Genomic DNA, 23,263 nt, shown 5'->3' with positions numbered 1-23,263 from the left:
ACCAGAGGGATAAATCATGGCTATTCGCAACTACAAGCCGACGACCCCCGGTCGTCGTGGCTCCTCGGTCTCCGACTTCGCTGAGATCACCCGCTCGACCCCGGAGAAGTCCCTCCTGCGTCCGCTGCCCAAGACCGGCGGCCGGAACAGCTCGGGGCGGATCACCACCCGTCACATCGGTGGTGGCCACAAGCGCCAGTACCGCGTGATCGACTTCCGTCGTCACGACAAGGACGGCGTGGACGCCAAGGTCGCGCACATCGAGTACGACCCGAACCGCACGGCGCGCATCGCGCTCCTGCACTTCGTGGACGGCACCAAGCGCTACATCCTCGCGCCGAACAAGCTCAAGCAGGGCGACGTCATCGAGCAGGGCGCCGGCGCCGACATCAAGCCCGGCAACAACCTGCCGCTGCGCAACATCCCCGTGGGTACGGTCATCCACGCGATCGAGCTCCGCCCCGGTGGCGGTGCCAAGCTCGCGCGTTCGGCCGGCGCCTCGGTGCGTCTCGTCGCCAAGGACGGCCCCTACGCGCAGCTCCGTCTGCCGTCGGGCGAGGTCCGCAACGTCGACGCCCGCTGCCGCGCCACGATCGGCGAGGTCGGCAACGCCGAGCAGTCGAACATCAACTGGGGCAAGGCCGGCCGCATGCGCTGGAAGGGCGTCCGCCCGACGGTGCGTGGTGTCGCGATGAACCCGGTCGACCACCCGCACGGTGGTGGTGAGGGCAAGACCTCCGGTGGACGTCACCCGGTCAGCCCCTGGGGCCAGTCCGAGGGTCGCACGCGCAAGGCCAACAAGCCGAGCGACAAGCTCATCGTCCGCCGCCGTAACGCCGGCAAGAAGCGCAAGTAGGAGTTCAGAAGATGCCACGCAGTCTGAAGAAGGGCCCCTTCGTCGACGAGCACCTGCTTCGCAAGGTCGTCACGCAGAACGAGGCCAGCACGAAGAACGTGATCCGTACGTGGTCGCGCCGCTCGATGATCGTCCCGAACATGCTCGGACACACCATCGCGGTGCACGACGGGCGCAAGCACATCCCGGTGTTCGTCACCGAATCCATGGTCGGCCACAAGCTCGGCGAGTTCGCGCCGACTCGTACCTTCCGCGGTCACGTGAAGGACGACAAGAAGGGCCGTCGCCGCTGACGCGGCGACGAAGAGGAGGAACGAAATGGTGGAGTCGATCGCACGCGTGCGACACATCCGCGTCACTGCTCAGAAGGCCCGTCGCGTCATCGAGCTGATCCGCGGCAAGCAGGCCCACGAGGCCCTCGCCATCCTGAAGTTCGCCCCCCAGGGCGCTTCGGAGCCCGTGTACAAGCTGGTCGCCTCGGCGATCGCCAACGCACGTGTCAAGGCGGACTCGACGAACAGCTTCCTGGACGAGCGCGACCTCTACGTGAGCCGCGTCTTCGTCGACGAAGGAACGACCCTCAAGCGGTTCCAGCCGCGTGCCCAGGGCCGTGCCTTCCGGATCAACAAGCGCACCAGCCACATCACGGTGGTCCTCGCGACCCCTGACGAGGCCGAGGCCGCTGCCGCGACGAGCAAGAAGGCGAGCAACTAATGGGCCAGAAGGTCAACCCGTACGGCTTCCGCCTCGGGATCACGACGGACCACGTCTCGCACTGGTTCACCGACAGCACGAAGGTCGGGCAGCGCTACGCCGACTACGTCGCCGAGGACATCAAGGTGCGTCAGTACCTGAAGAAGACCCTCGACCGTGCCGGCGTCGCCCGCATCGAGCTCGAGCGCACCCGTGACCGTGTCCGCGTGGACATCCACACGGCGCGTCCGGGCATCGTCATCGGTCGCCGCGGCGCCGAGGCCGAGCGCATCCGCGGTGAGCTCGAGAAGCTCACCAAGAAGCAGATCCAGCTCAACATCCTCGAGGTCAAGAACCCCGAGACCGAGGCCCAGCTCGTCGCGCAGGGCATCGCGGAGCAGCTCAGCGCTCGTGTCGCGTTCCGTCGCGCCATGCGCAAGGGCCTCCAGGGTGCACAGCGCGCCGGTGCCAAGGGTGTCCGCATCCAGGTCGCCGGCCGTCTCGGCGGCGCCGAGATGTCCCGCTCGGAGTTCTACCGCGAGGGCCGCGTGCCCCTGCACACGCTCCGCGCCAACATCGACTACGGCTTCTACGAGGCCCGGACGACGTTCGGTCGCATCGGCGTGAAGGTGTGGATCTACAAGGGCGACATCACGAACAAGGAGCTCGCTCGCGAGCAGGCGAACCAGCGTTCGTCGCGCCCGGAGCGTCGCGGCGGCCCTCGTGGCGACCGCAACGACCGCGGTGACCGCGGTGACCGTCGTGGTGGCGACCGCGGCGGCCGCGAGCAGCAGGCCCCGCAGGACGCGCCGGCCGGCGCAGGAGTTGAGGCGTAACCATGCTTATCCCCCGTCGAGTCAAGCACCGCAAGCAGCACCACCCGAAGCGTTCGGGTCAGGCCACCGGTGGCACCAAGGTCTCCTTCGGTGACTACGGCATCCAGGCCCTGACCCCCGCCTACGTGACCAACCGTCAGATCGAGTCCGCTCGTATCGCCATGACGCGTCACATCAAGCGTGGCGGCAAGGTGTGGATCAACATCTACCCGGACCGTCCGCTCACGAAGAAGCCTGCTGAGACCCGCATGGGTTCCGGTAAGGGTTCGCCCGAGTGGTGGGTCGCCAACGTCAAGCCGGGTCGTGTGCTCTTCGAGCTCTCCGGTGTGAGCGACGAGGTCGCTCGCGAGGCACTGACCCGTGCAATTCACAAGCTGCCCCTCAAGGCACGCATCATCAAGCGCGAGGAGGGCGACGCATAATGGCGATCGGTTCCAAGGAGCTCCGTCCGACGGAGCTCGACACGTTCGAGAACGAGCGTCTCGCTGACGAGCTGAAGAAGGCCAAGGAGGAGCTGTTCAACCTCCGCTTCCAGTCGGCCACCGGCCAGCTGGAGAGCCACGGCCGTCTCCGTGCCGTCAAGCGCGACATCGCCCGGATCTACACCGTCCTCCGCGAGCGCGAGCTCGGCATCCGTGCCACTCCTGCGCCCGTCGAGACCGCAACCAAGGCCAAGAAGACGACCAAGAAGGCTGAGAAGCCCGCTGCGTCGACCGAGGCCGAGACCGCCGAGGAGAACTGATGGCGAACGAAGAGAAGGACTCCGCCGCCCTCACCCGCGGCTACCGCAAGACGCGCCGCGGTTACGTGACCAGCGACAAGATGGACAAGACCATCGTCGTCGAGGTCGAGGACCGCGTGAAGCACGCCCTCTACGGCAAGGTCATCCGCCGCACCTCCAAGGTGAAGGCACACGACGAGGCCGGCTCCGCCGGTGTCGGCGACCTCGTCGTGATCAGCGAGACCCGTCCCCTCAGCGCGTCCAAGCGCTGGCGCCTGGTCGAGATCCTCGAGAAGGCCAAGTAGGCCTCGCGGCCCGCTTGCGGAAATAGGAGACAGCAGTGATTCAGCAGGAATCCCGCCTGAAGGTCGCCGACAACACGGGTGCCAAGGAGATCTTGACCATCCGCGTTCTCGGTGGCTCGGGTCGTCGCTACGCCGGACTCGGTGACGTCATCGTCGCCACGGTGAAGGACGCCATCCCCGGCGGCAACGTGAAGAAGGGTGACGTCGTGAAGGCGGTCATCGTTCGCACCAAGAAGGAGACCCGTCGTCAGGACGGCTCCTACATCAAGTTCGACGAGAACGCGGCAGTGATCCTCAAGGCCGACGGCGACCCGCGCGGAACGCGCATCTTCGGTCCGGTCGGTCGCGAACTTCGCGACAAGAAGTTCATGAAGATCATCTCGCTCGCGCCGGAGGTGCTGTAAGCCATGGCGAACATCAAGAAGGGTGACCTCGTGCAGGTCATCACGGGCGCCACGCAGGCGCGTGGCGGTGACCGCGGCAAGCAGGGCAAGGTCATCGAGGTCCTCCGGGACAAAAACCGGGTCGTCGTCGAGGGCGTGAACTTCGTCACGAAGCACGTCCGCGTCGGCCAGACGCAGCGCGGCTCCAAGACCGGCGGCATCGAGCAGCACGAAGCCTCGATCCACGTGTCGAACGTCGCGATCGTCGACCCCACCACGAAGAAGCCGACCCGCGTCGGCTTCCGCAACGAAGAGGTGGAGAAGGACGGCGTCAAGAAGACCGTCCGTGTCCGCTACTCCAAGAAGTCTGGTGAGAAGCTCTGATGACTGACACGACTGCCGCGACGGCTGACAACGTCCAGCCGCGCCTGAAGCAGAAGTACAAGGACGAGATCAAGGCGGCGCTGACCGAGCAGTTCGGGTACGCGAACGTCAACCAGGTCCCCGGCCTGGTCAAGGTCGTCGTCAACACCGGTGTCGGCGAGGCAGCTCGCGACTCGAAGATCATGGACGGGGCCATCAAGGACCTGACCGCGATCACGGGTCAGAAGCCGCAGGTCACGATGGCCCGCAAGTCCATCGCGCAGTTCAAGCTGCGTGAGGGCCAGGCCATCGGCGCGCACGTCACCCTCCGTGGTGACCGCGCGTGGGAGTTCCTGGACCGCCTGGTCTCGCTCGCACTTCCCCGTATCCGCGACTTCCGTGGTCTCAGCGACCGCCAGTTCGACGGCAACGGCAACTACACGTTCGGTCTCTCGGAGCAGAGCATGTTCCACGAGATCGACCAGGACCGGATCGACCGTGTCCGCGGGTTCGACATCACTGTCGTGACCTCCGCGAAGACGGACGACGAGGGACGCGCACTGCTCAAGCAGATGGGCTTCCCGTTCCGCGCAGCCGAGCAGACGGTCTAAGCTACTCCGGGTGATGCGGGCCGGAGGATCACGTCCTCCGGCCCGCTCGCACGAACACACAGACTCCGGGGAATCGCCCTGGAGTCACTCGATCGCTCAGGTCGGCATTCGTGGAACGGGTGTCGAAACCAGGTGAAGAACGGAATCACATCATGACGATGACCGATCCGGTCGCAGACATGCTGACCAGATTGCGGAACGCGAACTCGGCGCACCACGACGCCGTCTCGCTTCCGAGCTCCAAGCTCAAGACGACCATCGCTGACATCCTCAAGCGCGAGGGCTACATCAGCGAGTGGAAGGTGGAGGACGCCCGCGTGGGCAAGACCCTCACCATCGAGCTGAAGTACGGCCCCGAGCGCGAGCGCTCCATCGCCGGCATCAAGCGCGTGTCGAAGCCCGGCCTCCGGGTCTACGCGAAGTCGACGGAGATCCCCCAGGTCCTCGGTGGCCTTGGTGTTGCGATCCTGTCGACCTCCTCGGGTCTCCTGACCGACCGCGAAGCCGAGCAGAAGGGCGTGGGTGGGGAAGTCCTCGCCTACGTTTGGTGATCGAACATGTCTCGAATCGGACGTCTTCCCATTGACATCCCCGCAGGCGTGACCGTCTCCGTCGACGGTCAGAACGTCGCGGTCAAGGGCCCGAAGGGCGAGCTCGCGCTCGTCATCGCGGAGCCCATCCAGGCCAGCGTCGACGAGAACCAGGTCCTCGTCACGCGTCCGGACGACGAGCGCACGTCGCGCTCGCTGCACGGCCTGACCCGCACCCTGATCGCGAACCAGATCATCGGCGTCACCCAGGGCTACTCCAAGGGCCTCGAGGTCGTCGGTACCGGGTACCGCGTCGCAGCCAAGGGCTCGAACCTCGAGTTCGCCCTCGGCTACTCCCACTCGATCACCGTCGAGCCGCCGGCAGGCATCAGTTTCACGGTGGAGGGCAACAACAGGGTCACCGTCAACGGCATCGACAAGCAGGCCGTCGGCGAAGTGGCGGCCAACATCCGCAAGCTGCGGAAGCCGGAGCCCTACAAGGGCAAGGGTGTCCGTTACGCCGGCGAGAACGTGCGCCGCAAGGCCGGAAAGTCAGGTAAGTGATCATGGCCATCGGAACTCGTACTCGAGGCAAGAGCAAGGCGGCCGCCAAGGCCCGCCGCCACAACCGTCTCCGGAAGAAGATCACCGGGACCGAGACCCGTCCCCGTCTCGCCGTCACCCGTTCGTCACGTCACGTGTTCGTGCAGGTCATCGACGACACCAAGGGTCACACCCTGGCCAGCGCATCGACGATGGAGGCCGACCTCCGCTCGTTCGACGGCGACAAGACCGCCAAGGCCCGTCGCGTCGGCGAGCTCCTCGCCGAGCGTGCGAAGACCGCCGGTGTCGACGCCGTCGTGTTCGACCGCGGTGGTAGCAAGTACGCCGGTCGCGTCGCCGCGATCGCCGATGGTGCCCGTGAAGGAGGGCTGAACCTGTGAGCGACATCGCGAACAACAGCAACGCCGAAGAGACCCCGGCCGTCGAAGAGACGACCAGCGTCGAGGAGACCGCGACCACCTCGGTGGACGAGTCGACCACCGTCGAGGAGTCCGCGAGCTCGGACGACGCCGCGACCACGGACGAGGCCCCGGCCACGGACGAGACCGCGACCACCGACGAGGCCGCGACCGCCGACGGCGAAGCGGCCCCGAAGGGCAAGGAGGCGGAGGCAGCTGCCCCCGTCGCCGAGCGTCCCGTCGAGACCGCTGCCGGCTCGGCGTCGAACAACCGCGACTCGGCCGACAACCGTGGCCGTCGTGGTGGCGGGCGTGACCGTCAGCAGGGCCGTGACCGCGACAAGCGAGGCGGCGACAGCCAGTTCCTCGAGCGCGTCGTCACGATCAACCGCGTCTCCAAGGTCGTCAAGGGTGGTCGTCGCTTCAGCTTCACCGCACTCGTCGTCGTCGGTGACGGCAACGGGCTCGTGGGTGTCGGCTACGGCAAGGCCAAGGAAGTCCCCACGGCGATCTCCAAGGGCGTCGAAGAGGCGAAGAAGAACTTCTTCCGCGTCCCCCGCGTCGGCAACACGATCCCGCACCCGGTGCAGGGTGAAGCCGCCGCTGGCGTCGTCCTCCTGCGTCCGGCCGGCCCCGGTACCGGTGTCATCGCCGGTGGTCCGGTCCGCGCCGTGCTCGAGTGCGCCGGCATCCACGACGTCCTGAGCAAGTCGCTCGGTTCGTCGAACACCATCAACATCGTGCACGCCACGGTCGAGGCCCTCAAGCAGCTCGAGGAGCCCCGCGCAGTCGCCGCACGTCGTGGCCTCGACATCGACCACGTCGTGCCGGCTCGCCTGCTCCGTGCCGAGGCAGCTGCGCGTCACGCCGCGAACGAGAAGGCAGGTGCCTGATGGCCATGCTGAAGATCACGCAGACGAAGTCCGTCATCAGCGAGAAGCAGTACCAGCGCGACACGCTCCGCAGCCTGGGTCTCAAGCGCATCGGCCGTACGGTCCTGCGTGAGGACAACTCCCAGAACCGCGGTTACGTCGCCACGGTGGCGCATCTCGTGAAGGTCGAGGAGGTCGACGCATGAGCGACGAGAAGAACGAGCGCGTCCAGATCCTGAAGGTGCACCACCTTCGTCCGGCCGCTGGCTCGAAGAAGGACCGCACCCGTGTGGGTCGCGGTGAAGGCTCGAAGGGCAAGACCGCGGGCCGTGGTACCAAGGGCACGAAGGCCCGTTACCAGGTCCGCGTCGGCTTCGAGGGTGGGCAGATGCCGCTGCACATGCGCACCCCGAAGCTCCGCGGGTTCAAGAACCCGTTCCGCGTCGAGTACCAGGTCGTGAACTTGGACAAGCTCGCGGAGCTCTACCCGAACGGCGGCGACGTCACCATCGCGGACCTGGTCGCCAAGGGCGCCGTCCGCAAGAACGAGAAGGTCAAGGTTCTCGGTCAGGGTGACATCGACGTGAAGCTCACCGTCACGGTCGACAAGGTCTCGGGCTCCGCCCAGACCAAGATCGCGGCAGCGGGCGGCACCGTCACCGAGTAGTCCCGTCCGGCGGCCCGTGTGCATTGCGCACGGGCCGCCGTTACGGTTTCCTTGATGGAGGCCCGGAACGCCCCGCCAGTCAGGCTGGCGGTCACCGGGCCACGCGGTCGGCGCTTCCGGCCACGGGCGACCACGCCCGGCACGACTGGCCAGTCCGGTCCCAGAAGTTCGGAGTTCTCGTGTTCAGAGCGGTCGCGCGCATCATGCGCACCCCCGATCTTCGGAAGAAGATCGGCTTCACCCTCGCGATCATCGCGCTGTTCCGCCTGGGGTCGTACATCCCGGCGCCGTACGTCGACTACGCGGCGGTCCAGACCTGCCTCGCGAGTGCGTCGTCCTCGGGCGGTCTCTACGACCTGATCAACCTGTTCTCCGGCGGCGCGCTGCTGAAGCTCTCGGTCTTCGCGCTCGGCATCATGCCGTACATCACGTCGTCGATCATCGTGCAGCTGCTGCGCGTCGTGATTCCGCACTTCGACGCCCTCTACAAGGAGGGCCAGACCGGTCAGGCCAAGCTGACCCAGTACACGCGCTACCTCACCATCGCGCTCGGTGTGCTGCAGTCCACGACCCTGATCACGGTCGCACGCTCCGGTCAGCTCTTCGGCACGAACGCCAGCGCCTCCTGCTCGTCGATCATCTCGAACGACAGCTGGTACGCCATCATGCTCATGGTCGTCACCCTGACCGCCGGCACCGGCCTCATCATGTGGATGGGCGAGCTCGTCACCGAGCGCGGCATCGGCAACGGCATGTCGCTCCTCATCTTCACGTCCATCGCAGCGCAGTTCCCCTCCGCGCTCTGGGCGATCGAGCAGTCGCAGTCGTTCGAGCTGTTCCTGTTCGTCATCCTGGTCGGCCTGGTGATCATGATGGCCGTCGTGTTCGTCGAGCAGTCGCAGCGGCGGATCCCCGTGCAGTACGCCAAGCGCATGGTCGGTCGTCGCACCTACGGCGGCAACAACACGTACATCCCGATCAAGGTGAACATGGCCGGCGTCGTGCCCGTCATCTTCGCCTCGTCGCTGCTGTACCTGCCGGCCCTGGTCGCGCAGTTCAACAAGCCGTCCGACGGCACCGAGCCCGCGGCCTGGGTCACCTGGATCGAGAGCAACCTCGTCTCCGGTGACAACTGGTTCTACATGGTGCTGTACTTCCTGCTCATCGTCGGCTTCACGTACTTCTACGTCGCGATCACCTTCAACCCCGAAGAGGTCGCCGACAACATGAAGAAGTACGGCGGGTTCATCCCTGGCATCCGTGCCGGTCGCCCCACCGCCGAGTACCTCGACTACGTCCTCACCCGGGTGACGCTGCCCGGCTCGCTCTACCTCGGTCTCATCGCGCTCATCCCGCTGGCAGCACTGGCGCTGTTCGGCGCGAACCAGAACTTCCCGTTCGGTGGCGCGAGCATCCTCATCATCGTGGGTGTCGGTCTCGAGACCGTCAAGCAGATCGACTCGCAGCTGCAGCAACGTCACTACGAAGGGCTCCTCCGTTGAGCGCACGTCTCATCATCGTCGGACCTCCCGGAGCGGGGAAGGGCACCCAGGCCGGCCGCATCGCCGAGTCGTTCGGCATCCCCGCCGTCTCCACGGGTGACATCTTCCGCAAGAACGTCACCGAGGGCACCCCGCTCGGGGTCGAGGCGAAGGCGATCATGGACGCGGGCGACTACGTCCCGGACTCCCTGACGAACGAGCTCGTGAAGTCCCGCCTGCAGGAGTCCGACGCCGAGCAGGGCTTCCTGCTCGACGGCTACCCCCGCACGGTCGGGCAGGTCGGGTACCTCGACGCCCTCCTCGCCGAGCACGGCACCGCGATCGACGCCGTCATCCGGCTCGTCGCCGACCAGGACGCGCTCGTCGCGCGCCTGCTGAAGCGTGCCGACGAGCAGGGGCGCAGTGACGACAACGAGGAGACGATCCGTCGTCGCCAGCAGGTCTACGTCGAGCAGACCGCACCGATCGTCGACGCCTACCAGCAGCGCGGTCTCGTGCTCGAGGTCGACGGCCTCGGCGCGATCGACGAGGTCGGCGACCGGATCCAGGCTGCCCTCGCATCGCGCGGGCTCGCCGCCACCGTCTGACCGGCGTGGTCCGGTTCCGCAAGCCGTCGATCTACAAGACGCCGGACGAGCTCCGGGCCATGGTGCGCCCTGGGCTCCTGACCGCGGCTGCGCTCGACGCCGTCCGGTCGGCCATCCGGCCCGGCATCACGACGGGTGAGCTCGACGCGATCGCGGAGCGCACCATCCGCGACGGCGGCGGCGTCCCGAACTTCCAGCTCGTCCCGGGGTACCGCCACACCCTGTGCGTCTCCGTGAACGACGAGATCGTGCACGGGATCCCCGGGGAGCGCGTGCTGCAGCCGGGAGACCTCGTCTCGGTGGACGCCGGTGCCGAGGTCGACGGCTGGAACGGCGACAGCGCCTTCACCACCGTGGTCCCCGGCGGCGACGCGACGACCACGGCCGCACGCCAGCAGCTCGCCGACACCACCGAGCGGTCGCTGTGGCACGGCATCGCGGCACTGGCCGGTGCGAAGCACCTGCACGAGGTCGGCGACGCCGTGGAGGACGCCGTCGACGAGACGGGCACCTGGGGCATCGTCGAGGACTTCACCGGCCACGGCATCGGCCGCTCGATGCACGAGGAGCCGCCGGTCTTCAACCACCGCGTCCGCGGCGGCGGTCCGGCGGTCCGGCCCGGGCTGGTCGTCGCCATCGAGCCGATGGTCACCGCCGGCACGATCGAGAACACCACGGACGCCGACGACTGGACCGTCCGCACCCGTGACGGGTCCGACGCGGCCCACTGGGAGCACAGCGTCGCGGTGCACGCCGACGGCGTCTGGGTCCTGACGGCCGCCGACGGCGGTGCCGCCGGGCTCGCACCGCTGGGTGTCACACCCGTCCCGATCCCGTAGGGACAGCCTCCAGGCCCGTGACGGCCCACGGGACGGCCCGGGGGACGGGCCGGGGGACGGGCCGGACAGGCCGGACGGGAGGCCCGGTGCCGGCCCGTCCCGCCGGCGTCAGTTGCCGACGGAGCAGGTCTGCTCGGCGGCACTCTGCCCGGTGATGGTCGAGGGCAGGGCCGTCGGGGTGGCGGCCGTCCCCGTGCCCGTCCCGGTGTCGGTCCCCGCGCCCGCGGACGGTGCGGTGGTCGTCGGCGCTGCTGCCGGCGTCGAGGGGGCAGCGCTCGGGCTCCCCGTGGCCGTCGACTGGTCCTCCGACGCGCGGCCCGTGGACGAGTCGCCGAGCGTGGTCTTCTCGTCCGTCTGCAGCGCCACGTTGAGCGCATGGGCGGTGGTCTCGTCCACGACGACCCGCGCGCTGTCCGCCGGGTCGTCGACGACGGGGTACTGCACGAAGAGCATGTTCGCCGTGTCCATGCCGCGGAGCATCCCCGCCAGCCCGACGAGGGTCTGGGCGCGGTTGAGGCCGTCGGAGAGCACGACGTTGTGGAGCGCCGCCCCGGCGAGCTTGTAGAGCGTGACGGGGTTCGACAGGGTGCCGTCCGAGGTCACCTTGCGCAGGAGCGAGGACAGGAAGACCTGCTGGGAGCTGATGCGTGCCAGGTCGCTGCCGTCGCCGACGCCGTGTCGGCTCCGCAGGAACGCCAGCGCGTCGGAGCCCTGCAGCGCGTGCGAGCCGGCGGTCAGGTGCAGGCCGGTGTAGGTGTCGTCGATCGGCTTCGCCACGCAGACGTCGACGCCGCCCAGCGCGTTCGACATCTCGATGACGCCGTCGAAGGTGATGAGCCCCGCGTACGGGATGCTCAGGCCGGTGAGGTTCTCGACGGTGTCGACGACGCAGGAGACCCCGCCGTTGCCGAGCGCGGTGTTGAACTGCGCGGACGCCGCAGCGGGGTAGTTCGTCCCGGTCTCCGGGTTGCTGCACGCGGGGATCGGCACCATCAGGTCGCGGGGGAAGCTGACCGCGGTGAGCTGCTGGTGGTCCTGCGACACGTGGATGAGCATCGTGACGTCGTTGCGTGCGCCCTCGACGTCCTCGTCGGAGTCGAACTGGCCGACGCGGGTGTCACTGCCGATGAGCAGGATGTTCGCGCCGCCCTTGATCGCGGTGATGTCGGCCGTCTTCGCGGTGCTCTGGTCGTCGGTGCTCAGCTGCACGGACGTCGGAGCGCTCGCGAGCTGGGCGCCGGCGATGGCCGCGACGCTCGTGCCGCTGACCAGGACGACCGCGGCGGCGGACGCGACGACGCCCACGAGCGTCGACCACCCGCGACGGCGGGGGAGACGGCCGTGTCGGGCGAAGGGGCGGGGGCCGCTGTGGGCGTCGGGCACGGGTTCTCCGTTCGTGGGGCTCGGGTGTCACCGTAGGGGTGTCGACCGCCCGTGATCCAGGAGCGCGCCGGGGATCGACTGTGCAAGCGGGCCCAGGCACACAGGAACACCCTCGGACTGGGGTCCCCGACGCGCCCGGGCTTGGCATTCGGGCAGCTGTCCCATAAGATCGATCTTTGGTGTGCCATGCCCTCTCGGGTGTGGCACCCGACCCGCAGACCGGCTCGGGGGTCACACCGGTAATCCAACCAAGCGACAGTGAGGCTATGGCCAAGAAAGACGGCGTCATCGAGATCGAAGGCTCGGTGCTCGAAGCTCTGCCCAACGCGATGTTCCGCGTTGAGCTGACGAACGGGCACAAGGTCCTCGCGCACATCTCCGGGAAGATGCGCCAGCACTACATCCGCATCCTCCCCGAGGACCGCGTGATCGTGGAGCTGAGCCCGTACGACCTGACCCGCGGCCGGATCGTCTACCGCTACAAGTGATCCGCGAGCTGGAAAGGAACGACTCGGCGAACCCGCCGAGCACGAAGCCAGCGAGCACGAGGAATCAGCAATGAAGGTCAACCCCAGCGTCAAGCCCATGTGCGAGCACTGCCGTGTCATCCGCCGCAAGGGCCGCGTCATGGTGATCTGCAAGAGCAACCCGCGTCACAAGCAGCGCCAGGGCTAGTCCCGGCGCTCTGATGCGGATCGCCCTCGGGCGGCCTGCGCAGGAACCACAACTCAACATCGAACGCAGTACCAAGAACCGCGCGAGCGGGGACACCTCGGGTCGGAGGCCCGAGCACCGGTACTGCTCCACACCTCCATCGACAACAGGAGCAGCCAGCACATGGCACGTCTAGCAGGCGTCGACATCCCGCGCGAGAAGCGCGTGGAGATCGCACTCACGTACATCTACGGCGTCGGCCGCACTCGCGCGGTCAAGACGCTCGCGGACACCGGTATCTCCGGTGACATCCGCGTCAAGGACCTCACTGACGACCAGTTGGTCGCCCTTCGTGACTACATCGAGGGCAACTACAAGGTCGAGGGTGACCTCCGCCGCGAAGTGGCAGCCGACATCCGCCGCAAGGTCGAGATCGGCAGCTACGAGGGCATCCGGCACCGCCGTGGTCTCCCCGTGCGCGGTCAGCGCACGAAGACCAACGCGCGTACCCGCAAGGGCCCGAAGCGCACCGTGGCAGGCAAGAAGAAGGCCCGATAGGAGATCACCATGGCTACTCCCAAGACCGCCGCGCGCAAGCCGCGCCGCAAAGAGAAGAAGAACGTCGCAGTGGGCCAGGCCCACATCAAGAGCACGTTCAACAACACGATCGTCAGCATCACCGACCCGTCGGGTGCCGTCCTGAGCTGGGCGTCCTCCGGGGCCGTCGGCTTCAAGGGCTCGCGCAAGTCGACGCCGTTCGCGGCGCAGCTCGCCGCCGAGTCCGCTGCGCGTCAGGCGCAGGAGCACGGCGTCAAGAAGGTCGACGTCTTCGTGAAGGGCCCGGGTTCGGGTCGTGAGACCGCGATCCGCTCCCTCCAGGCCGCTGGCCTCGAGGTCGGTTCGATCAACGACGTCACGCCGCAGGCGCACAACGGGTGCCGTCCGCCCAAGCGCCGCCGCGTCTGACGCGAGGAGCAACCGGCCGTCCCCTGCTCGTTCCCTAGCGGGTCCGAGCAGGGACGGCCATTCCTGGTCGTTCGATCGCGCACATCGGTGCGCGTGATCACAACTCAACAGACCCGTCGGGGCCCGGCTGGCCCCGTCGTACCGCCAAGTGTCATATAGCGGACACTTCGCCGAAAGGAATCCCACAGTGCTCATTGCACAGCGCCCCACCCTCACCGAGGAGCCGATCTCCGAGCACCGCTCGCGATTCGTCATCGAGCCGCTCGAGCCCGGCTTCGGCTACACCCTCGGGAACTCGCTGCGCCGCACGCTCCTCTCGTCGATCCCCGGTGCTGCCGTCACGAGCATCCGCATCGACGGCGTCCTCCACGAGTTCAGCACCGTCGCCGGTGTCAAGGAAGACGTCACGGAGATCATCCTCAACATCAAGAGCCTGGTCGTCTCCAGCGAGCACGACGAGCCCATCACGGCGTACCTGCGCAAGCAGGGTGCCGGTCAGGTCACCGCAGCGGACATCTCCGCTCCGGCCGGCGTCGAGATCCACAACCCGGACCTCGTCATCGCGACCCTGAACGACACCGCGCGCTTCGAGCTCGAGCTCACGATCGAGCGTGGCCGTGGCTACGTCTCGGCGACGCAGAACCGTTCGGAGTTCAGCGAAGCCGGGCAGATCCCGATCGACTCGATCTACTCCCCGGTCCTCAAGGTCACCTACCGCGTCGAGGCGACGCGTGCCGGTGAGCGCACGGACTTCGACCGTCTGGTCGTCGACGTCGAGTCGAAGCCGGCCATCACACCGCGCGACGCCATCGCGTCGGCCGGTCGGACGCTCGTCGAGCTGTTCGGTCTCGCCCGCGAGCTGAACACCGCGGCCGAAGGCATCGAGATCGGCCCCGCGCCGGTCGACGCCGTGCTCTCGAACGAGCTGCAGACCCCGATCGAGGACCTCGACCTGTCGGTGCGCAGCTACAACTGCCTGAAGCGCGAGGGCATCAACACGGTGTCCGAGCTCGTCGCCCTCTCGGAGACGCAGCTCATGAACATCCGCAACTTCGGTCAGAAGTCGGTGGACGAGGTCAAGGACAAGCTCACCGAGCTCGGCCTGTCCCTCAAGGACACCGTCCCCGGATTCGACGGCGCCCACTTCTACAGCGGGTACGACGAAGAAGAGTCCAGCAACTGACCTCGCGCTGATGCGCACGCGCGTCGTCACGGCGCGCACCACTCTTTCACCACTGGAGAACTGACATGCCGAAGCCCACCAAGGGCCCCCGCCTCGGTGGCGGTCCCGCTCACGAGCGCCTGCTCCTGAGCAACCTCGCCAACGCCCTCTTCACGCACGGTCGGATCACGACCACCGAGACGAAGGCCAAGCGCCTCCGCCCGGTGGCCGAGCGTCTGATCACGTTCGCGAAGCGCGGCGACCTGCACGCTCGTCGTCGGGTCATCGCGGCCCTCCGCGACAAGACCGTCGTGCACACGCTGTTCACGGAGATCGCACCGCAGGTGTCCGACCGCCAGGGCGGCTACACCCGCATCACGAAGCTCGGTTTCCGCAAGGGCGACAACGCGCCCCTCGCGTCGATCGAGCTCGTGCTCGAGCCGCTCTCGAGCAGCCCGGCTCCCGTGACCCGCACCGCGGCCCCGGCCGCCGCTGCTCCGGTCGCCGAGACCGCAGAGCCCGAGACCACCGAGGAGGCCCCGGTCGAGACGACCGAGACCACCGAGGAGTCGGCTCCGGTCGAGCCCGAGACCGAGGACGCTGCTGCGTCCGAGGTCGAGGCCGACGCCGCTGCGAAGTCGGACGACGCCACGAAGTCGGACGACACCAAGTAGTCCACGCACCACCACGAGACGGCCCCCGCAGCGCATGCTGCGGGGGCCGTCTCGTGTTCCGAGAACGCACGCACCAGACGGACTGGAGGCCCGTGGCGGCGCCGCCACGAGCCTCCAGTCCGTGACCAGCACCGGCACCACGGAGGACCCATGGGACTCGAACACGTCACGGGGGTGGGGACCAGGATCTGGCGATGGAGCCGGACGTCCGGCACACAGCCGCGCCTGCTGCACGCGGGCAAGGCGGCGGGTGCCGCCGCGCTCGCGTGGGTCGTGGCGCGCCACGTGCCCGGTGTCGCGTCGGACTACCCCTACTACGCGCCGCTCGGTGCCGTCATCGCGATGCAGACCACGGTGTTCGCCGGGCTCCGGAGCGGCATCCAGACGCTCGTCGGGATCGCGCTCGGCATCGGCGTCGCGGGCTTCACGATGTGGGTCGGCGACCCCGGCGTCCTGGCGGTCGCACTGGCGGTCGGCATCGGCGTGCTGGTGGGTGGGTTCCGGATCCTCGGCGAGGGCAGCTCGTGGGTGTCGACGGCAGCGCTGTTCGTGCTGCTCGTCGGGGGCGCGCACGCCGAGGGGTACTCGCTCGGCTACCTCGTGCAGATGGCCGTCGGCGTCGTCGTCGGCCTGCTGGTCAACTTCCTCGTGTTCCCGCCGCTGCACTTCTGGGACGCCGAGCACCGCATCGACGCCGTCAACGGGGTGCTCGCCGACCACCTCGACGGCCTGGCCGCGGTGCTCCGCGAGGGCAAGCGGGACATCGCGGCGTGGGACAAGCAGCAGGACCGGCTCGACCGGGCGATCGCGGACGTCCGATCGCGGGTGTCCATCGCGCACGAGAGCCGCAGGGTCAACCCGAGGGGCGCGCTGCGTGGCTCCCGGGCGCGGCTGCAGGAGGACGGGGCACGCTTCCGCGCGTTGGAGCGGGTGGCCTGGTACACGACGGACCTCACCGAGCTCGTGGCGCGGTCCGGTCCGGTGTCGGAGGGCATCGGCCGCCCGGACCCGGCGTTCGCGGAACCGCTCGCTGCGGCACTCGACCAGATCGCGGCCGTGATCCGTGGCACGAGCCCCGAGCACGAGGCCGACTCGGCCATCGCCGCGGTGGAGAAGGCCCTCGACGCCTCGCGGGAGAACCCCTCGCACGTCGCGGTCACGTCCGCCGCGCTCGTGGCACTGCGCGGGATCGTCGAGTCCGAGCGCCGGGCCACGGCCGACATCGACACGAAGACCGGGCCGTTCGGCTCCGCGCGCGCCGCGGGGCGCTGACGGTGGGTCAGCCAGCCAGGGAGGCCTCGGCCCAGCGGACGACCCCGGCGGAGGGCTCGTCGGCCACCCGCTCGTAGAGCACGAAGTGGGTCCAGTCGCCCTCGTCCACGACGTCGATCGAGCACGCGAGGTCGGTGCAGCTGCGCCACGCGGCCGCACCCGAGGGCAGACCGTCGAGGTCGACACGGTCCGCGCGGTCGATCGTGCCCGCGTCGAGTCGGCGTTCGACGACCCATCCGCCACCGGGCACCACGGAGTACACCGCGCCGGTGATCGCGTACGGCTGCTCGCCGGCGCCCTGGGCCTCGAACACGCAGTTCGAACCACCGAGTCGGTTCATCGCGTACTGCTGGATGCCCGCCGAGGCGTCGCCGCCACGGGTGTGCGGGTCCGCGAGCTCCTTCGACGCGACCGCGTTCACGTTGGCGGCGTCGCAGGTCGTGTACGAGCCGTCGGGGGAGCCGTGCTCGGTCGTGGCCGACCCGAGTGCGCTGCCCTCCACGGCTGCAGCCGTCGCGGCGAGCAGGGCCGTGAAGGCGGGTTCCGCGGCCTCGGGGGTGGCGTCGGCGCTGTCCTGCACCCGGACCGAGCGGATGTCGACCCAGGCCGAGCCGGCGCGGACGGCACCCCCGCAGTACACGCGGGCCGAGTCGCTCGCGTCGCACCGCACGGTCGTCGCGGCGACCTCCGGGCTGGTGGCGCTCGTCTGGGCGTCGGCGTAGTCGGCGTCGGCGTCCGGGAGCACCGTGAGCCGCACACCCTGGTACGCGGGGTCGTCCTTCATGGTCGGCAGGACCTCGTCGATGGCCGAGACACCGTTCGCGCGCTCGCAGTCGGTGCCACCGGCCGTCGCCGTGAACGCCCACGCCCCGGCGATGTCCGGGGTGTCGGCGAGGGTGTCGACGGGCTTCGTCCCGGGGACGAGGGCCTCGACCAGGTCAGCGGGCAGCAGGGCGTCGCACGCGGGGACACCGTCGCGGCTCGGGGCAGCGCCGAAGTCGACCGGGGCGGCCGACGCCGTCGCCGATGGTGTGGCCGAGGACTCGGACGGCATCGCGGAGACGGTCGGGTCAGCGCTCGTGGTGGGGGCGCAACCGGCCAGGGTGACGGCAGCGGCGGAGAGGAGCGCGACGCTCACGATCCCCCTCGTGAAGGTGTGCATGTGCTCAGGCTAGCCAGCGCCGGGCCCCTCGGATGCCCGGTTCCATCACGATCGCGCATCACGTCGACCTAGACTCGGGCCGTGGCAGCGCACCCCCGCATCGCCGTCCTCGGACCGGTCCTCGTCGAGGACCCGGCGGGCGTCCCGGCACCCGTGCCCGGAGCGCTCGCGCGGGCCTTCGTGACCGCCCTGGTCCTCGCCCGCGGGCACGCCATGACGACCGACGCGCTCATCGACGAGCTGTGGGGCGACGCCCCGCCGAAGGGCGCCCGGGCAGCGCTCCAGACCCTCGTCTCGCGGCTCCGGCGGAGCACCACCGAGGGGCTGGTCCTCTCGACGGCGACCGGGTACGCGCTCGGGGTCCGCCCCGAGGACGTCGACCTGGCCTGCGCCGAGCAGCTGGCCACCGATGGCACCCGGGCGGACGCCGCGCTCCGGACGGCGCTCGCGACCTGGCGGGGGGAGCCGGGCGACGACGTCGAGGGCGACCTCGGACAGGCGCTCGCCCACCGCGCGGACGTCGCTCGCCGCGCACTCCGACGCGCCCTCGGCTCGGCCCTGCTCGACGCCGGCGACGCCGACGGTGCCGTGGCCGTCTGGCGCGAGCAGGCCGAGGCCGACCCGTTCGACGAGGTCGCCGTCGCCGGCTCGATGCGCGCGCTCGACGCCGCGGGGCGCACCGCCGAGGCGCTGGCCGCGTTCGCAGCCCACCGGGAACGTCTGGCCGACGGCCTCGGCGCAGACCCGTCCGCCGAGCTCGTGCGGTTGAACGCCGAGCTGCTCCGCCGCGCGCCGTCCGGTCCCGGTGCCGTCCGCCGCGTCGGGCAGCGGGCCGCGCCGAACACGCTGGTCGGACGGGAGGCCGACCTCGCCGCCGTCACGGACCTGCTGTCCCAGGGACGGCTGGTGACGATCCTCGGTGCGGGCGGGCTCGGCAAGACCCGGCTGGCGCAGGCGGTCGCCGCCACGGTGGCCCAGGACCGCGGCGTCGTGGTGCTCGAGCTCGCGCCGCTCACCGCCGGCGAGGACATCGTCCCCGCGCTCGGGGCACTGCTCGGGATCGCGGAGGTCCGCGGGGCGCGGTCGCTCCGGGAGGCGGTCGTCTCCGACCTCTGGGGTCGGGTCGTCCGGGCACTCGCCGAGGAACCCACCGTGCTCGTGCTCGACAACTGCGAGCACCTGGTCGAGGCCGCCGCGTCGTTCACCGCCGACCTGCTAGCCGTCCTGCCGTCGCTGCGCGTGCTGACGACGTCCAGGGCGCCGCTGGCCATCGCCGGCGAGGTCGTCGCGGCGCTCGCACCGCTGCCCGTCGAGGCCGACGGGTCCGCGGTCCGGCTGTTCACCGAACGGGCACGGGCCGCTCGCCCCGGCGCGGTGCTCCCCGTGGACACCGTCAGGAGCATCTGCACGCGGCTCGACGGGTCGCCGCTCGCCATCGAGCTCGCGGCCGCCCGGATCCGGGGCATGAGCGCCGAGGAGATCGAACGGCGGCTCGACGACCGGTTCGCCCTGCTCCGCGGGGGCGACCGTAGCGCGCCCGAGCGGCACCGGACGCTGCTCGCCGTGATCGAGTGGAGCTGGCGCCTGCTCGACGACGGCGCCCGCGACCTGCTCACCCGGCTCGCGCTCTTCCCGGACGGGCTCGCGGTCGACGCGGTCGAGGCCGTCGCCGACCCGGTCCGCCACGACGACGCCCTCGACGACCTGGCGGAGCTCGTCGAGCAGTCCCTCGTGCAGCTCGTCGAACACGAGGGCGAGCCGGTGCGGTACCGCCTGCTCGAGACGGTGCGGGAGTTCGGCGCCGCACGGCTCGCGGAGCGTGGCACCACGGACGCGGTCCGGGCCGCGATGCTCCGCTGGGGACGGGACTTCTCGGCGGCCCGGAACATGTTCACGGTGACGGGCGAGCGCCAGCGCCGGTGGTTCCGCGAGGTCGGGCACGAGGCCGACAACCTCGTCACGCTGCTCCGGTGGGGGCTCCGGGACGGGGACCACCGCACGGTCGCCCAGGTCTTCGCGGCGCTCGGCGGGTACTGGACGCTCCGTGGTGCCCACGGCGAGGTGGTCACCATCGCGCCGGACCTGCTGCCGCTGCTCCGTCGGACCCCGCCGCTGCCGGAGGACCGCGCCGCCGTGGTGCTCGGGCTGGTCCTGACGGGGGCGTCGTCCGTCTTCACCGACCGACGGACAGCCGCGTGGGCGATCTCCGCGCTCCGCCGGGTGGTCCGACTCGGGCCCACCGGCGCGGCGACCCTCGACGCACAGGCTGCCCTGCTGCTCACCCTCGGGCGTCCCGAGGACGGCACGGCCCTGCTCGCGCGCTACCGGGACGGCGACGACGAGGGCGTGGCCTGTCTCGCGTTCCTGCTCAGCGCGCCGCTGGCCGAGAACGACGGGGCGTTCGACGACGCACTCCGGTACGCGCGCCGCGCCGCGGAGCTCGCCGAGCGGGTCGACGACGCCTGGGCGCTGGGCTCCAGCGCCGTCACGCTGGCACAGCTCCTCGCGCAGAACGGGCAGCACGCCGAGGCGCTCGCCGCGGCGGCCGTCGCGCGGGAACGGCTCGAGGTGTTCGGCGCCGAGGACGACCTGTACGAGATCGGGTGGACCATCGGGCTGTGTGCCGCGGCCACCGGGGACGTCGACCTCGCCAGGTCGATCGCCGCCGACCTCGGCGACCAGCCGGTGGCCAACCGCGGGGGCTTCGAGGACGACGCCGTGCAGGTCGGGGTGATCGCGATCGCCATCGACGCCGAGTGCAGCCGCGCGGACGGTGACCTCGACGGTGCCGTCGAGCACTGGCGCCGTGGGTGGGACTTCGTCGTGCCCCGACGCAAGCGCACGCAGAACTGGTGGCTGATGGCCGGGGCCGCGCGCATCGTGGCGGAGGACGAGGCGGCGGCGAGCCGGTCCGGCGGGGCCGCACCGAGCCTCCAGGCCGACCAGCAGGCCGTCGCGCGCCACCTGCGGGTCGGGGCCCTGGTGATGCTGCGCCTGCACCCGTGGTGGCTCGACCTGCCCGTCATCGGCACCGCGCTCGTCGGGATCGCGGTCGTCGCGCTGCGCCGGGGGATGTCCGTCGAAGCGGCGAGGTGCTGGGGCCTGGCCAGGCGGTTCGGCTCGCGGCAGGACTTCGCCGTGCTCGCACACCGGCGCCTGCGCCCGCTGCTGGTGGACGTGGTCGGTGCCGACGCGGTGGTGGACGCTGAGACGGCCTCGGCCGGATGGGACCGGGCCGAGGCCGTGACGGCGTTGCGGGCACTGCTCGAGGAGCTGCGCACCGTCGCGTGAACCGCGCGGAGTCAGGCCTTCCGCATGTAGGCGCGCACCGTGAGCGGGGCGAACACCGCGACGATGACCGCGGCTCCGAGCAGCGAGAGCCAGAGGTCGGCGCCCACCTGGCCGTGGTTCACGAGTTCGCGGACCGCGGTGATGAGGTGTGAGACCGGGTTCACCTCGGAGAACCAGCGCAGCCAGTCCGGCAGGGTGTCCGCCGGGACGAACGCGTTCGAGAGGAACGTCAGCGGGAACAGCACGAGGTTCGAGATGCCCGAGACGCTCGACGCGGTGCGCGCCACGACGCCGAAGTACGCGAAGACCCAGCTGATCGCCCAGGCGACCACGATGACGAGCAGGCCGGCCAGGACGACGGCGCCGAAGCCACCCTCGGGACGGAGCCCCATCGCGAAGCCCGTGACGAAGGTGATCGTCGTCGCGATGGCGTACCGCACGGTGTCGGCGAGCAGGGCGCCGGCGAGCGGGGCGATGCGGGCGATCGGCAGGGACCTGAAGCGGTCGAAGACGCCCTTGTCCATGTCCTCGCGGAGCTGGACGCCGGTGACGATGGAGGACGTGATGTTCGTCTGGACGAGGATGCCCGGGATGATGATCGGCAGGTAGGCCGCCACGTTGCCGGAGATCGCACCGCCGAAGATGTACGTGAACATCACGGTGAAGACGATCGGCATCAGCGTCACGTCGAACAGCTGCTCGGGTGTGCGACGGACCTTGATGAGGCCGCGGTACGCCATCGTGAACGACTGCCGGACCGTCGCACCGAGCCCGGTGCCGCCGACGCCGGGTCGTGGGGTGCTCCTGGCTCCGGTCGTGCCGGTGGACACCAGGTCGGGTGTGGTGAGCGTGGTCATGCGTTGCTCCCTTCGAGCGCGTGCTGGTGCTGGTCGGCGGTGTCGTCGCGGTCGGCGTCGGCGTCGGCTTCGGCGACCGGGTTGCCGGTGATGGTCAAGAAGACCTCGTCGAGCGTCGGCTTCTGCACGCTCATCTCGGCGAGGGAGATGCCCGCGTCGCGGAACGACACGAGCAGGTCGGTCACGCGGTCGGGGTCCGACATCGGCGCGGTCAGGCGCGACCCCTCGGGGCTGACGACCGCGGGGGTGCCGAGCACCCGGGCGACGAGGTCGGCCGCCGTCGCGACGGTCTCGGCGGAGGCGTCGGCGAGCCGCAGCTGCAGCGACGCGGTGCCGATCGACGCCTTGAGCTCGTCGCCGGTGCCCTCCGCGACGACCCGGCCGTGGTCGATCACGGCGATGCGGTCGGCGAGCTGGTCCGCCTCGTCGAGGTACTGCGTGGTGAGCAGCACGGTGGAGCCCGTCGCGACGAGCTCGCGGATCGTGTCCCACATCTGCGCCCGGGTGCGCGGGTCGAGGCCGGTGGTCGGCTCGTCGAGGAAGATCAGCGGCGGCTGCGCGATGAGGCTCGCCGCCAGGTCGAGGCGTCGGCGCATCCCACCGGAGAAGTTCTTGAGCGGACGGGTGGCGGCCTCGGTCAGGCCGAAGCGCTCGAGGAGCTCCGCGGACTTCCGCTTCGACTCCGCTCGGCCCAGCCCGAGCAGGCGGGAGAAGACCACCAGGTTCTCGGTCGCGCTGAGCGTCTCGTCGACGCTGGCGTACTGACCGGTCACGCCGATGAGCCGGCGGACCTCCTGTGCCTCGCGGCGGACGTCGTGGCCGAAGACCCTGGCCTCGCCGGCGTCCGCCTTGAGCAGGGTCGCGAGCATGCTGATCGTGGTGGTCTTGCCGGCGCCGTTCGGGCCGAGCACGCCGTACACGGTGCCGGCCTCGACGCGGAGGTCCACACCGTCCACGGCGCGGTTCTGCCCGAAGGTCTTCACGAGGCCGACGGCCTCGACCGCGAGGGGTGTCGTGGTCATCGTCGGTTCCTTTCTCCGATGGGGCGTCGGCGGTCGCGTCGACGTCGAGGACGATGGTGTCGGCCGGCGCTCACGCGGCACTGACGCGGCGCT

31 protein-coding genes are annotated in these 23,263 nt (G+C 69.8%); 27 read left to right on the top strand and 4 right to left on the bottom strand.

The window, feature by feature from the left end; translation table 11 throughout:
* The first annotated feature begins 16 nt into the window (after positions 1 to 16).
* The 19 genes from rplB (at position 17) to map (ending at position 10,727) form a co-directional block, all read left to right on the top strand.
* Positions 17 to 856, top strand: a complete 840-nt coding sequence (gene rplB, locus BIU98_RS13110) for a 50S ribosomal protein L2 (protein WP_071276763.1) — start codon at positions 17 to 19, stop codon at positions 854 to 856.
* Positions 857 to 867: 11 nt separating this feature from the next.
* Positions 868 to 1,149, top strand: coding sequence for a 30S ribosomal protein S19 (gene rpsS / locus BIU98_RS13105; RefSeq protein WP_071276761.1), 282 nt, complete (start codon positions 868 to 870; stop codon positions 1,147 to 1,149).
* Positions 1,150 to 1,174: 25 nt separating this feature from the next.
* Positions 1,175 to 1,570: a 50S ribosomal protein L22 gene (gene rplV / locus BIU98_RS13100; RefSeq protein WP_071276759.1), complete on the top strand. Its 396-nt coding sequence runs from the start codon at positions 1,175 to 1,177 to the stop codon at positions 1,568 to 1,570.
* Positions 1,570 to 2,385 (top strand): 30S ribosomal protein S3, encoded by an 816-nt coding sequence (gene rpsC, locus BIU98_RS13095; protein WP_056121423.1) that lies wholly within the window; start codon positions 1,570 to 1,572, stop codon positions 2,383 to 2,385. Before rplV ends, rpsC begins: the two co-directional genes overlap by 1 nt.
* Before the next feature lie 2 nt (positions 2,386 to 2,387).
* Complete coding sequence (rplP, locus tag BIU98_RS13090; RefSeq protein WP_071276757.1) at positions 2,388 to 2,807, top strand: 50S ribosomal protein L16; 420 nt, start codon at positions 2,388 to 2,390, stop codon at positions 2,805 to 2,807.
* Positions 2,807 to 3,127: a 50S ribosomal protein L29 gene (gene rpmC, locus BIU98_RS19990; protein WP_071276756.1), complete on the top strand. Its 321-nt coding sequence runs from the start codon at positions 2,807 to 2,809 to the stop codon at positions 3,125 to 3,127. The genes rplP and rpmC overlap by 1 nt, the downstream gene beginning before the upstream one ends.
* On the top strand, positions 3,127 to 3,411 hold the full coding sequence (gene rpsQ / locus BIU98_RS13080; protein ID WP_071276754.1) for a 30S ribosomal protein S17: 285 nt from the start codon (positions 3,127 to 3,129) through the stop codon (positions 3,409 to 3,411). Before rpmC ends, rpsQ begins: the two co-directional genes overlap by 1 nt.
* 35 nt (positions 3,412 to 3,446) lie before the next feature.
* Positions 3,447 to 3,815 (top strand): 50S ribosomal protein L14, encoded by a 369-nt coding sequence (rplN, locus tag BIU98_RS13075; protein ID WP_017885523.1) that lies wholly within the window; start codon positions 3,447 to 3,449, stop codon positions 3,813 to 3,815.
* A gap of 3 nt (positions 3,816 to 3,818) precedes the next feature.
* Positions 3,819 to 4,178: a 50S ribosomal protein L24 gene (gene rplX / locus BIU98_RS13070; protein ID WP_071276751.1), complete on the top strand. Its 360-nt coding sequence runs from the start codon at positions 3,819 to 3,821 to the stop codon at positions 4,176 to 4,178.
* The gene (gene rplE, locus BIU98_RS13065) at positions 4,178 to 4,768 is read left to right on the top strand and encodes a 50S ribosomal protein L5 (RefSeq protein ID WP_071276750.1); all 591 of its coding nucleotides are present in this window, start codon (positions 4,178 to 4,180) and stop codon (positions 4,766 to 4,768) included. The genes rplX and rplE overlap by 1 nt, the downstream gene beginning before the upstream one ends.
* 152 nt (positions 4,769 to 4,920) lie before the next feature.
* Positions 4,921 to 5,319 carry a 30S ribosomal protein S8 gene (rpsH, locus tag BIU98_RS13060; RefSeq protein WP_071276748.1) on the top strand — a complete coding sequence of 133 codons (399 nt, stop codon included), beginning with the start codon at positions 4,921 to 4,923 and terminating at the stop codon, positions 5,317 to 5,319.
* A gap of 6 nt (positions 5,320 to 5,325) precedes the next feature.
* Entirely contained in the window at positions 5,326 to 5,862 is a 537-nt protein-coding gene (rplF, locus tag BIU98_RS13055) for a 50S ribosomal protein L6 (protein WP_071276743.1), read from the top strand.
* Positions 5,863 to 5,864: 2 nt separating this feature from the next.
* Positions 5,865 to 6,242, top strand: a complete 378-nt coding sequence (gene rplR / locus BIU98_RS13050) for a 50S ribosomal protein L18 (protein ID WP_071276741.1) — start codon at positions 5,865 to 5,867, stop codon at positions 6,240 to 6,242.
* Positions 6,239 to 7,153: a 30S ribosomal protein S5 gene (gene rpsE / locus BIU98_RS13045; RefSeq protein ID WP_368073044.1), complete on the top strand. Its 915-nt coding sequence runs from the start codon at positions 6,239 to 6,241 to the stop codon at positions 7,151 to 7,153. The genes rplR and rpsE overlap by 4 nt, the downstream gene beginning before the upstream one ends.
* On the top strand, positions 7,153 to 7,338 hold the full coding sequence (gene rpmD / locus BIU98_RS13040) for a 50S ribosomal protein L30 (protein ID WP_083393236.1): 186 nt from the start codon (positions 7,153 to 7,155) through the stop codon (positions 7,336 to 7,338). The genes rpsE and rpmD overlap by 1 nt, the downstream gene beginning before the upstream one ends.
* Positions 7,335 to 7,799: a 50S ribosomal protein L15 gene (gene rplO / locus BIU98_RS13035; RefSeq protein WP_071276739.1), complete on the top strand. Its 465-nt coding sequence runs from the start codon at positions 7,335 to 7,337 to the stop codon at positions 7,797 to 7,799. Before rpmD ends, rplO begins: the two co-directional genes overlap by 4 nt.
* Positions 7,800 to 7,978: 179 nt before the next feature.
* Positions 7,979 to 9,301 (top strand): preprotein translocase subunit SecY, encoded by a 1,323-nt coding sequence (secY, locus tag BIU98_RS13030; protein ID WP_071276737.1) that lies wholly within the window; start codon positions 7,979 to 7,981, stop codon positions 9,299 to 9,301.
* The gene (locus tag BIU98_RS13025) at positions 9,298 to 9,888 is read left to right on the top strand and encodes an adenylate kinase (RefSeq protein ID WP_071276706.1); all 591 of its coding nucleotides are present in this window, start codon (positions 9,298 to 9,300) and stop codon (positions 9,886 to 9,888) included. Before secY ends, BIU98_RS13025 begins: the two co-directional genes overlap by 4 nt.
* Positions 9,889 to 9,893: 5 nt before the next feature.
* Positions 9,894 to 10,727, top strand: a complete 834-nt coding sequence (map, locus tag BIU98_RS13020) for a type I methionyl aminopeptidase (RefSeq protein ID WP_083393235.1) — start codon at positions 9,894 to 9,896, stop codon at positions 10,725 to 10,727.
* Positions 10,728 to 10,835: 108 nt separating this feature from the next.
* Here map and BIU98_RS13015 read toward each other — a convergent pair whose 3' ends face one another.
* Entirely contained in the window at positions 10,836 to 12,110 is a 1,275-nt protein-coding gene (locus BIU98_RS13015; protein WP_071276704.1) for an LCP family protein, read from the bottom strand.
* Positions 12,111 to 12,376: 266 nt separating this feature from the next.
* Here BIU98_RS13015 and infA point away from each other — a divergent pair, with 266 nt between their 5' ends.
* The 7 genes from infA to BIU98_RS12980 all read left to right on the top strand — a co-directional run bounded on the left by infA (position 12,377) and on the right by BIU98_RS12980 (position 16,838).
* On the top strand, positions 12,377 to 12,598 hold the full coding sequence (gene infA / locus BIU98_RS13010) for a translation initiation factor IF-1 (protein WP_017885509.1): 222 nt from the start codon (positions 12,377 to 12,379) through the stop codon (positions 12,596 to 12,598).
* A gap of 70 nt (positions 12,599 to 12,668) precedes the next feature.
* Positions 12,669 to 12,785, top strand: coding sequence for a 50S ribosomal protein L36 (gene rpmJ / locus BIU98_RS13005; protein ID WP_071276701.1), 117 nt, complete (start codon positions 12,669 to 12,671; stop codon positions 12,783 to 12,785).
* 162 nt (positions 12,786 to 12,947) lie between these two features.
* Positions 12,948 to 13,322 (top strand): 30S ribosomal protein S13, encoded by a 375-nt coding sequence (gene rpsM / locus BIU98_RS13000; protein WP_071276699.1) that lies wholly within the window; start codon positions 12,948 to 12,950, stop codon positions 13,320 to 13,322.
* 9 nt (positions 13,323 to 13,331) lie between these two features.
* Positions 13,332 to 13,730, top strand: a complete 399-nt coding sequence (gene rpsK / locus BIU98_RS12995; RefSeq protein ID WP_017885507.1) for a 30S ribosomal protein S11 — start codon at positions 13,332 to 13,334, stop codon at positions 13,728 to 13,730.
* Positions 13,731 to 13,917: 187 nt separating this feature from the next.
* Complete coding sequence (locus BIU98_RS12990) at positions 13,918 to 14,913, top strand: DNA-directed RNA polymerase subunit alpha (RefSeq protein WP_071276697.1); 996 nt, start codon at positions 13,918 to 13,920, stop codon at positions 14,911 to 14,913.
* A 65-nt stretch (positions 14,914 to 14,978) separates the two neighbouring features.
* Entirely contained in the window at positions 14,979 to 15,566 is a 588-nt protein-coding gene (gene rplQ / locus BIU98_RS12985) for a 50S ribosomal protein L17 (RefSeq protein ID WP_071276695.1), read from the top strand.
* A 150-nt stretch (positions 15,567 to 15,716) separates the two neighbouring features.
* The gene (locus BIU98_RS12980; protein WP_071276693.1) at positions 15,717 to 16,838 is read left to right on the top strand and encodes an aromatic acid exporter family protein; all 1,122 of its coding nucleotides are present in this window, start codon (positions 15,717 to 15,719) and stop codon (positions 16,836 to 16,838) included.
* A gap of 7 nt (positions 16,839 to 16,845) precedes the next feature.
* Here the strand turns inward: BIU98_RS12980 and BIU98_RS12975 are convergent, their stop codons facing one another.
* Complete coding sequence (locus tag BIU98_RS12975; protein WP_071276691.1) at positions 16,846 to 18,000, bottom strand: hypothetical protein; 1,155 nt, start codon at positions 17,998 to 18,000, stop codon at positions 16,846 to 16,848.
* A gap of 81 nt (positions 18,001 to 18,081) precedes the next feature.
* Between BIU98_RS12975 and BIU98_RS12970 the strand changes: the two genes are divergently transcribed.
* Positions 18,082 to 21,291 carry a BTAD domain-containing putative transcriptional regulator gene (locus BIU98_RS12970; protein WP_071276689.1) on the top strand — a complete coding sequence of 1,070 codons (3,210 nt, stop codon included), beginning with the start codon at positions 18,082 to 18,084 and terminating at the stop codon, positions 21,289 to 21,291.
* Positions 21,292 to 21,302: 11 nt separating this feature from the next.
* On the opposite strand, the gene BIU98_RS12965 is transcribed toward BIU98_RS12970, so the two are convergent.
* Positions 21,303 to 22,148 (bottom strand): ABC transporter permease, encoded by an 846-nt coding sequence (locus BIU98_RS12965; protein WP_083393234.1) that lies wholly within the window; start codon positions 22,146 to 22,148, stop codon positions 21,303 to 21,305.
* The gene (locus BIU98_RS12960; protein ID WP_071276687.1) at positions 22,145 to 23,170 is read right to left on the bottom strand and encodes an ATP-binding cassette domain-containing protein; all 1,026 of its coding nucleotides are present in this window, start codon (positions 23,168 to 23,170) and stop codon (positions 22,145 to 22,147) included. Before BIU98_RS12960 ends, BIU98_RS12965 begins: the two co-directional genes overlap by 4 nt.
* Positions 23,171 to 23,263: the final 93 nt, after the last annotated feature.

The organism is Curtobacterium sp. MMLR14_010, from assembly GCF_001865015.1.
Lineage (GTDB): Bacteria > Actinomycetota > Actinomycetes > Actinomycetales > Microbacteriaceae > Curtobacterium.
This window is presented reverse-complemented; position numbering and strand designations above follow the sequence as displayed.